At 65.1% G+C, this 12,579-nt stretch carries 12 protein-coding genes; 9 read left to right on the top strand and 3 right to left on the bottom strand.

Features of this window, described 5'->3' with window-relative positions; all coding sequences use genetic code 11:
- Window positions 1-11 precede the first annotated feature (11 nt).
- Window positions 12-1,211: a condensation domain-containing protein gene (locus AC51GR_RS14490; protein WP_496325469.1), complete on the bottom strand. Its 1,200-nt coding sequence runs from the start codon at window positions 1,209-1,211 to the stop codon at window positions 12-14.
- A gap of 738 nt (window positions 1,212-1,949) precedes the next feature.
- Here AC51GR_RS14490 and AC51GR_RS14485 point away from each other — a divergent pair.
- The 4 genes from AC51GR_RS14485 to dprA all read left to right on the top strand — a co-directional run bounded on the left by AC51GR_RS14485 (window position 1,950) and on the right by dprA (window position 6,162).
- On the top strand, window positions 1,950-2,903 hold the full coding sequence (locus AC51GR_RS14485; protein ID WP_496325334.1) for an alpha/beta hydrolase: 954 nt from the start codon (window positions 1,950-1,952) through the stop codon (window positions 2,901-2,903).
- 152 nt (window positions 2,904-3,055) lie between these two features.
- Window positions 3,056-3,451 (top strand): YraN family protein, encoded by a 396-nt coding sequence (locus tag AC51GR_RS14480; RefSeq protein WP_496325333.1) that lies wholly within the window; start codon window positions 3,056-3,058, stop codon window positions 3,449-3,451.
- Between the two features lies 1 nt (window position 3,452).
- The gene (locus tag AC51GR_RS14475) at window positions 3,453-5,009 is read left to right on the top strand and encodes a YifB family Mg chelatase-like AAA ATPase (protein WP_496325332.1); all 1,557 of its coding nucleotides are present in this window, start codon (window positions 3,453-3,455) and stop codon (window positions 5,007-5,009) included.
- Window positions 5,010-5,019: 10 nt separating this feature from the next.
- Window positions 5,020-6,162, top strand: a complete 1,143-nt coding sequence (dprA, locus tag AC51GR_RS14470; protein WP_496325331.1) for a DNA-processing protein DprA — start codon at window positions 5,020-5,022, stop codon at window positions 6,160-6,162.
- Between the two features lie 25 nt (window positions 6,163-6,187).
- Here the strand turns inward: dprA and AC51GR_RS14465 are convergent, their stop codons facing one another.
- Window positions 6,188-7,027, bottom strand: a complete 840-nt coding sequence (locus tag AC51GR_RS14465) for an SDR family oxidoreductase (RefSeq protein ID WP_496325330.1) — start codon at window positions 7,025-7,027, stop codon at window positions 6,188-6,190.
- 133 nt (window positions 7,028-7,160) lie between these two features.
- Here AC51GR_RS14465 and AC51GR_RS14460 point away from each other — a divergent pair, with 133 nt between their 5' ends.
- Both AC51GR_RS14460 and AC51GR_RS14455 read left to right on the top strand, forming a co-directional pair.
- On the top strand, window positions 7,161-7,997 hold the full coding sequence (locus AC51GR_RS14460; RefSeq protein ID WP_496325329.1) for a siderophore-interacting protein: 837 nt from the start codon (window positions 7,161-7,163) through the stop codon (window positions 7,995-7,997).
- Window positions 7,998-8,128: 131 nt separating this feature from the next.
- On the top strand, window positions 8,129-9,028 hold the full coding sequence (locus AC51GR_RS14455; protein WP_496325328.1) for a tyrosine recombinase XerC: 900 nt from the start codon (window positions 8,129-8,131) through the stop codon (window positions 9,026-9,028).
- Between the two features lie 5 nt (window positions 9,029-9,033).
- On the opposite strand, the gene AC51GR_RS14450 is transcribed toward AC51GR_RS14455, so the two are convergent.
- Window positions 9,034-9,588: a M23 family metallopeptidase gene (locus tag AC51GR_RS14450; RefSeq protein ID WP_496325327.1), complete on the bottom strand. Its 555-nt coding sequence runs from the start codon at window positions 9,586-9,588 to the stop codon at window positions 9,034-9,036.
- Window positions 9,589-9,920: 332 nt separating this feature from the next.
- Here AC51GR_RS14450 and rpsB point away from each other — a divergent pair, with 332 nt between their 5' ends.
- The 3 genes from rpsB to pyrH all read left to right on the top strand — a co-directional run bounded on the left by rpsB (window position 9,921) and on the right by pyrH (window position 12,543).
- Complete coding sequence (gene rpsB / locus AC51GR_RS14445; RefSeq protein ID WP_496325326.1) at window positions 9,921-10,763, top strand: 30S ribosomal protein S2; 843 nt, start codon at window positions 9,921-9,923, stop codon at window positions 10,761-10,763.
- Between the two features lie 57 nt (window positions 10,764-10,820).
- A complete protein-coding gene (gene tsf, locus AC51GR_RS14440) occupies window positions 10,821-11,645 on the top strand; it encodes a translation elongation factor Ts (protein ID WP_496325325.1) in 825 nt (274 codons plus the stop codon).
- Window positions 11,646-11,811: 166 nt separating this feature from the next.
- Window positions 11,812-12,543 carry a UMP kinase gene (gene pyrH / locus AC51GR_RS14435; protein ID WP_496325324.1) on the top strand — a complete coding sequence of 244 codons (732 nt, stop codon included), beginning with the start codon at window positions 11,812-11,814 and terminating at the stop codon, window positions 12,541-12,543.
- The last annotated feature ends 36 nt before the right edge of the window (window positions 12,544-12,579 follow it).

The following is a 12,579-nucleotide window of genomic DNA, read 5'->3' as shown; positions in this document are numbered from 1 at the left end:
TGGTGGCACCGTCACACGGCACCGGCCGGCACCGTGGTCGGCGTGTAGTCACCTTCCGCGACGATGGTCTTGAAGATCTGACGGATCCGGTCGATGTAGATGTTGACCGAGGCCCGGGCGTGGGACGAGTCCGGGTAGAGCAGGCTCATCGATGTGTGATCAGTGAACCGGTTGACCCAGACATAGACCTCTTCAGAGGTGCCGCGATTGCCGTAGAACTTCGCGTTGATCGCGGCGAACGTGTCGACGCCGGGCATGCGACGGGTGTCCATCACCGACACCATCGGGACCGACCATCCGGGCTGTGTCGTGATCGGCGATTCCGGCGTGTCGTCGAGGAGTTCGAGGACGCGATGGAAGGAGACGTCGGAGAGTTTGCGACCCGCCACGTACGCCGATTGCGTCTGGCGGACCAGGGAACAGAATGTCGAATCCTCGGTGAACTCGATCGGCACGGGGATCAGACTGGTGAACCATCCGACCGCACTGAACTCTTCGGGTGTGGTGCGAGTGCTTTTCGGCGTGATGGCCAGGTACCTGTCGCAGCCGGTGAACTCGTGGGCGGCCAGACCCGCAACGGTGAGGACTGCGGCAATGAATCCGGCCCGGTTGTCGCGGCAGATGCGGCCGAGGACTTTTGCATCGTCGTCGTCGAACAGTTCGGCGGTCAGGTGTGCGCTCCGAGCCTCCGTCTTGGGGTTCGGACCCAGACTCAGTGGAAAGGTGGGGAGGTCGCCGCCGTTGTCGCGGACCAGTTCGATCCACCGCTGAACGGATTCCGATTCGAGCGAGAGCTGCGCCGACGTCTCGCGTTCGCGCCGGCAGTACTCGATGTAGCTGCCGGGTTGCCTCGGCTCGGTCGCGGACTCGGGGTTGGCCGCGTTCGAGTAGAGCGTCATCGCGTCCACCAAGGCGATCGCCTGCGACAGGGGATCTGAATGCAGATGATCGATGGCACCGTACATCGTGAACCCGTCGGCATGCTCAATTGTTCCGAATGTGAAGCAATTCCATTCGAGTGGACCCGGAGTTTTGCTTTGCGCAAGATTTCGAAGGTCCTCGGCACTGTCGATCATTCCGAAGTCGTGCGGAATGAAATCCACGTCGTCGGGGTGGATTACGTGACGGGCTATGGAGCCGTCGGCTTCGGCGGAGAACCAGCTCAGATGGGTGTCATGGCGGCGCAGGAAGGTATTGATGGTGGTGGTCATCGCCAAGCGGTTGAGCCGTTCGCCGGAATCGAAGGTGCCCACATAAAGGCGTGACCCCCTGACCTCACCTTTTTGTTTTCGCAGCGCCGTGCGTAGGTATTCTTCCTGCTGGTGAGATGGCGGTGTCTGATGAATCGGCGCGCGCCTGGCGGCGTCCAATGAGGCCTCGGACGCTGACCAGATGGTCAACTTTCCCGTCCTCGGCTGCCAATCGTCAATGAGTCCAAAGCTGACCATGAAACCCTTTCCGGCCTGCACCACGAAAATCGATGTCGACCGTACACAGTTGTAGGACAGGTGTACCGAGTCGAATAGTCGTTCGTTGTGTTCGGGCAATTCGCTCACAGATATTCGCGTGAACTTTGCATTCAGCATGCTTTAGTGACGACCCGAGCGCAACCGCACAGAGGTGCGGGAGGGTGGGATTCCAACTTATTCGCAATAAAGTCAATCAATTGATGGAAACCGATTGTGGGAAATGTCGAGACTTTGGTGGTGGCCACGTGCTAATGACGCTGTGGGCAAATGGAAACAAATAGTTCGCAAGGAGTTATCCCAGTGTTTACATAAGTTCGGTCGGCGCGCTCTGTTTGCAATTTCGACGTGCGACAGTGGGTCCATCAAACGCTGATCTGTTCTATTCTGCTGATCAACCATGGACGCGGGACGGGTGGCAGAGGGGTAGTCGTGATTCATCGGTCGATTCACTGGGCAGGGCGCGGGCGAACAGGTATTTCGATGGCCGGACCTGCCGTTATGGCGGTGATGCTGCTCGGTGGATCCGTTCTCGCGGTGGGGCCGGCACATGCGGAGCCGGAAGACCGGGTGGTCGATGTCGTGGTCCATTCCGCTGCGATGCGATCGGACGTGACGGTCAAAGTCCTTCCGGCTGCCGACCGATCGCATCCGGTCCCGACGATCTACCTGCTCAACGGTGCCGCCGGGGGTGAGGGCGGGAGTAGTTGGTTCGACAAGACCGATATCCGGACCTTTTTTGCGGGGCAGGACGTGAATGTGGTGGTCCCGATGGGTGGGGCCGCGAGCTATTTCACCGATTGGCGGCACGACGACCCGGTGCTGGGCAGGCAGAAGTGGGCGACTTTTCTCACAAAGGAGCTACCCCCACTCATGGATGCGGAATTCAGTGGCAACGGGCGCAACGCAATTGCCGGGATATCGATGGCGGGCACATCGGTCTTCCAGTTGGTTCTGCGGGCTCCGCAGTTGTACCGGGCTGTCGGTGCCTATAGCGGGTGCGCGATGACCAGTGACCCGGAGGGGCAGGCATTCGTTCGGCTCACTGTCGAGGGTCGAGGTGGCGGTAACACCGTGAACATGTGGGGTCCGCCATCCGACCCGGAGTGGGTACGCAACGACCCGTACGTCAATGCGGCGAAGCTTCGGGGCAAGGCGATCTACCTGTCGAACGGTACCGGCCTTCCCGGGGAGTACGACGTGCTCGACGGACCGGGTATCGACGGGAATGTCCCCAAGCTCGCCGACCAGATCGCGGTCGGAGCGGTGATCGAGTCGGCGACGAACCGTTGCTCGGAACAGATGCGGGATCGCCTGCAGCAGTTGGGGATTCCGGCCACGATCGATCTCGGTGATCCCGGTACACATAGTTGGGCCTATTGGCAGGACGATCTCCACCGGTCATGGCCGCTGTTCCGGTCGGCACTGGCCGCTTGACCATGCGCAGGCCGTAGAAACCCGCGGGATCCGGTAACAGCGGACCTCGAAAGCAGCACCGGCTTTCCACAGTCGGGTTTTGTGTCCACAGGCAGGCGGTGGGCGGGTGAGATGACCGGTGATGTGCCGACCTCGATGGTCATGGTTGGTTCATGAATCAGTCGGGGAATCAACCGGATCAGGGTGGGGCGGGGCGGTCGCGCCGTGAGGTCGGGCAGTTGGGTGAGGATCTGGCTGTCCGGTTCTTGGAAGATGCGGGCTGGACGGTGGTGGCTCGTAACTGGCGTTGTCGCTACGGCGAGCTGGATGTGATCGCTGTCGACGGGGTCGCCTTGGTGGTCGTGGAGGTCAAGGCGCGGACGGGCGCCCTGTTCGCTGATGTCGCCGAGGCGGTCTCGTTCGAGAAGTACAAGCGGATGCGGCGGCTGGCCGCTCTGTGGTTGCAGGAGCAGGACCGGCGATGGCCGGTGGTGCGTTTCGACGTGATCGCGGTGCACTTGAACTCGGCGGGGGAGCCGACGTTTTCACATCTTCGTGGAGTGTTCTGAGATGAAGCTGGGTCGCGTGAGGTCGGTGGCGCTCAGCGGCGTCGAGGGTGTCGTCGTCGAGATCGAGGCGTCGATCGGGCAGGGATTGCCGGGCGTGCATCTGGTGGGCCTGGGGGACGCGGCGCTCAAGGAGGCGAAAGACCGCGTCCGGGCGGCGATCACCAATACCGCCGCGGCGAACAAAGGGTCCACGGATGAATCCGGTGGCGGGGTGCAGAAGTGGCCGGAAGGGCGGATCACCCTGGCGTTGTCGCCGGCGACGTTGCCAAAAGCGGGTTCGATCTTCGATCTCGGTCTGGCACTGGCCGTGTTGGCTGCGAACTCCGACAAGCCGTCCGAGTTGCTGGAGAAGTCGGTGTTCATCGGAGAACTGGCGCTTGACGGGCGGTTGCGGCCGGTGCGGGGCGTGTTGCCGGCGGTGGTTGCGGCGCGTAAGGCCGGGTTCGCGTATGTGGTTGTGCCACTGGCGAACGTGGCGGAGGCGACGCTGGTCTCGGGGATCGAGGTCGGCGGGGCGTCGCATCTGAGGGAGGTGCTGGGGTGGTTGCGAGGGGCGAACGTACTGGACACGGTGTGTGAAGCGGTGGCGCGGGCCCCGGCTCCGATGTCTCCGGACCTTGCGGACGTGGTCGGTCAGGACGAGGCGCGGTATGCCATGGAGATCGCCGCCGCCGGTGCGCACCATCTGCTGTTGACGGGGCCGCCGGGGATCGGGAAGACGATGCTGGCGCGCCGGCTGCCGGGAATCCTGCCGCCACTGGGGGAGTCGGAGGCGTTGGAGGTCACCGCGATCCATTCGATTGCCGGTGGTCTGCCGGAACATCATCCGTTGGTGACCGAGGCGCCGTTCATCGCCCCACACCATTCGACGACCGTGACGGCGATGATCGGTGGGGGGACGGGAATGGCCAAACCGGGTGCGGTGTCCCGGGCTCATCGAGGGGTGCTCTTTCTGGACGAATGTGCCGAACTCGGGGTGAAGGTTCTCGAAACGCTGCGGACGCCGCTGGAGGACGGTGAGGTCAGGGTCGCCCGAAGGGACGGGGTGGCGCGGTTCCCGGCCCGGTTCCAGCTGGTGCTCGCAGCCAATCCCTGTCCCTGTGCGCCTGCCAACGATGTGGACTGCGTGTGCTCGCCGACCGCGCGACGCCGCTATCTCGGGAAGTTGTCCGGTCCGCTGATGGATCGGGTGGACATCCGGGTCCGGATGGATCCGCCCGGCAACGCGGCGCTGACCGCGGGCGCCGCGGAGACCAGCGCCGACGTCCGTGAGCGGGTGATCGCCGCCCGTGATGCCGCCCGGGAACGGTGGCGTGGACAGGGGTGGCAGACGAACTCCGAGGTACCCGGTTCAGTGCTGCGGCGGGGCGAGTTCAGGTTGCCACCCGGCGTGACCCGTCCGATCGAATTGTTCTTGCGGGACGGTCGCGTCACGGCGCGCGGCGCCGACAGGGCGCTGAGACTTGCGTGGACACTTGCAGACCTGACCGGCACCGGGGAGCCGTCGGAAGACCATGTGGCACAGGCACTGATGTTCCGCGACCGCGGATACAACTGAGGGGGAAGTGGTGCTCGACGAACACGAACGGCGCGCCTGGGCATACCTGTCCGCCGTCGCCGAACCGCCCAGCGCGGCTCTGCGGACCCTGATCGCCGATGTCGGGGTGAGGGAGGCGGCCAAGGCCGTCGCGACCCGGGTGGTCCCGTCCTTGCATGCGGGGGTGCTGGCGTTGACCGAGGCGCGTTATGGCGTGAACACCGCGGACGAAGACCTCGGTACGGTGGCGCGGCTCGGTGGCAGGTTGGTGACACCCGACGACGTCGAGTGGCCGGGATGGCAACTGCTCGCGCTCAGCAAGGCCGACACGGCTGCCAAAGGCGGAGAGCCGTTGGCGCTCTGGGTGCGCGGGCCGGCGCAACTCGACGAGGTCGTCGACCGTTCGGTCGCGATCGTGGGGTCGCGAGCGGCGTCGGGGTACGGCGAGCATGTCACCGCGCTGATCTCGAATGGGTTGGCCGCCGAGAGCTGGACGGTTGTGTCGGGTGGGGCGTACGGGATCGACGGCGTGGCCCACCGGAATGTGCTTGCCTGCGAGGGGATCACGGTCGCCGTGTTGGCGTGCGGCATCGACCGTGACTATCCCGCCGGACACGCGCGACTGTTGTCCGAGATCGCGCGGACGGGGATGGTGGTCAGTGAGTACGCGCCCGGTACCACCGCGGCCAAACATCGATTCCTGACCCGGAACCGGTTGGTGGCGGCGCTGTCCTCGGCAGTGGTTGTGGTGGAGGCCGGTCAGCGCAGCGGTGCGGCGAACACCGCGGCCTGGGCCCGCAAGCTCGGAACACCGCTGGGCGCGGTACCCGGTCCGGTCACTTCGGCGACGTCGGTCGGTTGCCATCGGATGATCGCAGACGGCGTCGCGCAACTGGTCACCGATTCGCGGGACGTCTTGCGCCTGGCGCAGCCGGAGGGTGCGAGTTCCACGGTGCCCGAGGCCGGTCCGCTCGGACGTCGCACCGACGATCTGGATGCCGACCAATTGCGCGTCTACGACGCCGTCCCCGCCACCGGGACCCTGACCATCGGCGAGATCTCGTTTGCGTGCGGACTCGACGTCCGGAAGGTCCGATCGGCGTTGGCGGTCCTCGAGGCCCGAGGAATGCTCAACACCAACGGTTCCGGGTGGCGGCTGACGCGCGGTCGGTGACACCGGCGTCAGTGATCGGGTGATCTCACGGTCGGCGTGGAACGCCGGTCACCTTTCCGATGATCACGTCGGACAGCGCGGTCGGCAACAATCCGACCAGTGGTGCCGAGATCTTGTTCGCAACGCCCACCACATGGCGGGCGCGGGGACGTTTGGTCGTCAGGGCCGACTCGATCGACGCCGCTACCAGGTCGGCCGGGACCGCTGCCTTCTGCGCAGCCGAGATCGTCTTCCGGTACCCGTCGATGTGCTTGGTGTACAAACGGCGGTTCGCATCCGAGAGGTCGGTGAGGCTGTTGTCGAGGGTGGACTCGGCATCACGCCAGATATCGGTATCGGTCTGGCCGGGTTCGATCAAAACGACGCGGATATGCCAGGGCCGCAACTCGATTCGCAAAGCATCCGCCAGTCCTTCCAGGGCGAACTTGGATGCGTTGTATGCCCCGGTCATCGGTGTTGCGATCCGGCCGCTGACCGACGAAACGAAGATCACCCGCCCTTCGGCGGCTCGTAGGCGGGGCAGGACGGCCTGTGTCACCGCATGCTGGCCGACGACGTTCACCTCCAGTTGATGGCGCAGTTGGTCCGGGGAAAGGGTCTCGACCGGACCGCCGACAACGATGCCGGCGTTGTTCACCACGGCGTCGAGGCGATCGGGCAACACGTCCGCGAGCGCGCGGATCTGATCGGCATCGGTGACGTCGAGTGGGATCGGCGTGATCCGATCTGGCGATGCGTTTTTCAGGTCGAGGCCGGCCGCCTCGTCGCGCACTCCCGCGTATACATCCCATCCCGCGGACGCGAGTCGTAGAGAGGTTGCGCGTCCGATTCCCCTGGACGCTCCGGTGATCAAGATCGTTGGCATGGGACGACCGTAGCGGCGCGCAGGTGTGATCCGCACTACTTAGGGTCACCTATATTCGGGTACGGTAGATCGGGTGGTCGGAGCCGCCTGACGAAGACCGTCGGCCCACCGCCGTTGATGAGAGGACGTATGCGTGGCGAAGCGCGAGAACACGATGACGGTTCAGCGAACCGAACAGCTCACACCCCACCTGGTGCGGGTGTACCTCGGTGGCGCCGGATTCGACGACTTCCAGGCGAACGACGACACCGACATGTACATCAAGTTCATGTTTCCGGCAGAGGAAGCGGAGATCACCAAACCTCGCGGACTGCAACGGATCCGAGCAAAGCTTCGTGCCGATGAACCGACGATCCTGCGTACCTACACGGTCCGGCGGGTCGACCGAGTTGCTCGCGAGATCGCGGTCGACTTCGTCGTCCACGGTGAGCAGGGCATCGCCGGGCCCTGGGCGGCCGCCGCCCAGCCCGGTGAGGAGATCCGGTTCCTCGGGCCCGGAAGCGGATACCGCCCGAAGACGGATGTCGACTGGCATCTGCTGGCTGCCGACGAGGCCGGGCTCCCGGCGCTGGCGGCAGCCCTCGAGTCCATGCCCGACGGCACCGTCGTGAAGGCCTTCATCGAGGTCGCCGGACCCGAAGACGAGGTCGACCTGATCGCGCCCGACACCGCAGAGATCGTCTGGCTGCACCGCGGCGTCGGTTCCGATGCCATCACCGACGAACTCGGCGGCGCCAACGCCCCGATCGTCGCCGCGGTTCGGAACGCCGAGTGGCTGCCCGGTTCGGTACAGGTGTTCATCCACGGTGAAGCCGAGGTCGTGATGCAGAACCTGCGCGGGTACATCCGCAAGGAACGCGGTGTGCCGGCGGTCAACGCATCGATCAGTGGATATTGGCGTCGTGGGCACACCGAAGAGGGATTCCGTCAATGGAAGGCTGGTCAGCGCGCCCTCGAGAGCGCCGGCTGACGACCTCCCACCCCCGATGATGTGCGGTTTTGGCGACCATTTGCCCAGGTCGACATAACCAAAAGGGCACAGTATCGGGGGTTGGGGTGTGGCGGCTTGCGGCCGTCGGCCCAGATCGGTTGGCTGAGCGGGTGAGTGCATCGATCATCGACGACTACGAGAGCTACCTGCGGCTCGAATGTGGGCACAGCGAGCACACCGTGCGCGCCTACCTCGGTGATGTCCGCTCGTTGGTCAGTTTCGCCGGTGTCCGGGGTCTGGCCCCGTCGGCGATCGACCTGGCCACCCTGCGGGCCTGGCTGGCCGCCCACAGCAAAGACGGCGCCGCGCGGACGACCATCGCGCGGCAGGCGTCATCGGCCAAACGATTCACTGCCTGGGCCACCCGGGAGGGCGTCCTGGCCGCCGATCCGGGGACCCGTCTGCAGGCGCCGAAGGCGCATCGGACACTGCCCGGCGTCCTGAGCGCCGACCAGGCGAGCGCCGCCCTGACCCCGGCAGCGCCCGACCACGATCCCGACGATCCGATCGCGCAACGCGATCAGCTCATCATCGAGTTGTTGTATGCCACCGGCATTCGGGTCGGCGAGCTCTGCGGACTCGACCTCGGGGACGTCGACCGCTCGCGCAATGTCCTGCGCGTCATCGGCAAGGGCAACAAGGAGCGGACCGTGCCGTTCGGTACCCCGGCCGCAACCGCCATCGATCGGTGGCTGCGCGGGGGGCGTCCGGCGCTGGCCCAACCCAAGGCCGGTGACGCCCTTCTGGTCGGATCCAAAGGCGGACGCCTCGATCAGCGGATGGCCCGGACCGTGGTGCACAAGGTGCTGGGGGCCCTGCCCGGTGCGCCGGATCTCGGGCCGCACGGTCTTCGGCACAGTGCTGCCACACATCTGCTCGAAGGTGGTGCCGACCTGCGAGTGGTGCAAGAACTGCTCGGTCACGCCAGCCTCGCGACCACCCAGCTCTACACGCACGTCAGCGTCGAGCGCCTGCGGAAAGTTCACGACCAGGCGCATCCGAGGGCCTGAGGCGCTCATCCATCGCCCGGCTGCAGCGGTTTGAGGCGCACCCGCACCAGGCCGAGCAGGGCCAGGGGATCGAGATACACCGCTGACGACCCGGCGCCCCGGCGGGCACCCCAGTGCAGGCACCCGGTGCGACATCCGGCATGTCCGGATTCGAGGATCCCGATCGGTGATCCCCGCCCGACCACGGCGCCGGCCCGCACCGAGCCGGCAACCGGTTCGTAGGTGGTCAGCAATCCGTCCGCATGCCGGATCGACACCACCGGTTTGCCGGCGACCGGACCCGAGAAGTGCACGACCCCGGCACCCGCGGATCTGACCACTGCGCCGGGGACGGCTGCGAGGTCCACACCCCGGTGTCCGGGAAGCCAGCGCTCGGCGGGCGGTTCGAATCTGCGCAGTACCGATGGCACGGGGGACAACGGCCAGCCGTAGGCCAGATCGCGGCCGACGGTCGGAGCGCCGGCCGCGGCGGGTGTGAACGGCGCGTTCAGCAGTGAGACGAGGGCCAAGGCAGCGCCCGTCGACACTGCCGCCCGACGCAGTCGCCCCCAGAAGCCCATGGTGACGAGCCTGACCGGCGGCAGGGGATAGCGCCAGGTCAGAGACCCGTTTGGGGAGAACGGGATTGATCATCCCCAGTTGCGCGAAGGGTCTTGACAACCGGCGGTACGGGAAGCGTGGAGGCGATTTCTCCTACCGGCCCGGCGCGCGTAGACTCAGATGGCGCTCTCGCCTCGGCGGGAGTGACTTCGCGCGCCTGCGGTCGGCTGACGTCAGTCCGTCCGACACGGGGTGTGGGCAGTCCTTCTTCGCAGAGGGTTCCACACCTGACAGGTGCCAGGGTCGGCAACCAACCGGATGCCGACGTCAAACTGCACATGAAAGTGAACACATGGCTGTCGTAACCATGAAGCAGCTGCTGGACAGCGGCGCTCATTTCGGGCATCAGACCCGTCGTTGGAATCCGAAGATGAAGCGATTCATCTTCACCGATCGCAACGGCATCTACATCATCGACTTGCAGCAGACGCTGACCTACATCGATAAGGCGTACGAATTCGTCAAGGAGACGGTTGCCCACGGTGGCACCATCCTCTTCGTCGGTACCAAGAAGCAGGCTCAGGAATCCATCGCCGCAGAGGCCACCCGCGTCGGCATGCCGTACGTGAACCAGCGCTGGCTCGGCGGAATGCTCACCAACTTCTCGACCGTCCACAAGCGCCTGCTGCGCCTGAAGGACCTCGAGGCAATGGAGCAGACCGGTGGCTTCGAAGGTCGTACCAAGAAGGAAATCCTCATGCTCACGCGTGAGATGACCAAGTTGGACCGCACCCTCGGTGGTATCCGGGACATGGCCAAGGTTCCGTCGGCCATCTGGGTCGTCGACACCAACAAGGAGCACCTCGCGGTCTCCGAGGCTCGCAAGCTGAACATCCCGGTCATCGCGATCCTGGACACCAACTGCGATCCCGACCTGGTCGACTACCCGATCCCGGGTAACGACGACGCGATCCGTTCCGCCGCACTGCTGACCCACGTGATCGCCGCTGCGGTTGCCGAGGGTGTGCAGGCACGCGCCGGCCAGGGTTCGTCTGACACCAAGCCCGAGAACGCAGCCGGCGAGCCCCTCGCCGAGTGGGAGCAGGAACTGCTGACGGAGGCCACCGCCCCCGCCGCAGAGGCTCCGGCAGCAGAGGCTCCCGCCGCTGACGCGGAAACCCCTGCCCAGGCCTGATCCACTTCTGGTCCAACAACTTCCAGGAACATTCGACAACAGGAGGCTCGCCCACCCATGGCGAACTACACCGCCGCTGACGTCAAGCGGCTCCGCGAACTGACCGGTTCGGGAATGCTCGATTGCAAAAATGCTCTGGCCGCCAATGATGGCGATCTCGACAAGGCCGTCGAAGAGCTGCGTATCAAGGGCGCCAAGGACGTCGGCAAGCGTGCCGAGCGGTCCACCGCCGAAGGTCTGATCGCCGCAAAAGATGGCGCGATGATCGAGATCAACTCCGAGACCGACTTCGTTGCGAAGAACGACGAGTTCCAGGCCCTCGCGGCCCAGGTCCTCGACGCTGCCGTTGCCGCGAAGACGTCCGACGTGGAGGTCCTCAAGGCCGCCAAGGTCGGCGACAAAACGGTCGACGAGCTCGTTCAGGCGCTTGCGGCCAAGATCGGCGAGAAGCTGGTCCTGCGTCGCGTCGCCTTCCACGGCGGCAAGGTTGCCTCGTACCTGCACAAGCGCGCGTCGGATCTGCCGCCGTCCGTTGGTGTCCTGGTCGAGTACACCGGTGACTCCGAAGCTGCTGCAGAGGCCGCTCGCGGCGCTGCGATGCAGGTCGCCGCGCTCAAGGCGAAGTACGCAACCCGTAACGAGGTCCCCGAGGATGTGATCGCTTCCGAGCGTCGCATCGCCGAGCAGACCGCTCGTGAGGAGGGCAAGCCCGAGGCTGCGCTCCCCAAGATCGTCGAAGGTCGCGTCAACGGCTTCTACAAGGACGTCGTTCTCGTCGACCAGGCTTCGGTCACCGAGTCGAAGAAGACCGTCAAGGCTGTTCTCGACGAGGCGGGCGCACAGGTAGTGTCGTTCACCCGTTTCGAGGTCGGACAGGCCTGATTTTTGTGCAAGGAACCCCGTGCGAATCATCTGATTCGCCGGGGTTCTTTTGCGCGAGGGTCCCGTTACGATCGAGCCCGACGCAGATCACCCAGATGCAGATCACAATGTGTGGGGCGCAAGAATCAATGTTGACGCACACCGGCACGACGAAGGGACACCCCACATGACCGAGGACATCACGCCCGAGCGCACCGGATTCAAGCGCGTGCTTCTCAAGCTCGGTGGCGAGATGTTCGGCGGCGGCAAGGTCGGACTCGATCCCGATGTTGTCTCGACCGTTGCCGACCAGATCGCCGAAGTGGTCAACTCGGGTGTCCAGGTGGCAGTGGTCATCGGGGGCGGCAACTTCTTCCGCGGAGCAGAACTTCAGCAGCGGGGCCTCGAGCGCTCACGTTCGGACTACATGGGCATGCTCGGCACCGTCATGAACTGCCTTGCGCTCCAAGACTTCCTGGAGAAGCGCGGCATCGTCACACGCGTGCAGACCGCCATCACGATGGGTCAGGTCGCCGAACCGTACATCCCGCTGCGGGCCGAAAGGCACCTCGAGAAGGGGCGCGTGGTCATCTTCGGCGCCGGTATGGGCATGCCCTACTTCTCCACCGACACCACCGCCGCGCAGCGCGCCCTCGAGATCAAGGCCGAGGTCGTACTGATGGCCAAGGGCGTCGACGGTGTCTACTCCGCCGACCCGCGGGTCGACCCCGACGCCACGCTCTACCGCGAGATCACCCACCGTGAGGTCATCGAAAAGGGCCTCAAGGTGGCCGACGCGACAGCCTTCAGTCTGTGTATGGACAACCAGATGCCGATGCTGGTGTTCAATCTGCTGGAGCAGGGCAACATCGCCCGAGCGGTCGCAGGTGAGAAGATCGGAACACTGGTCAGCAGCTGACCGGTCGCCATACCCCACACCAGCACCAGCACACGA

The sequence above is a fragment of the Williamsia sp. z71 genome, assembly GCF_059553375.1.
This window is presented reverse-complemented; position numbering and strand designations above follow the sequence as displayed.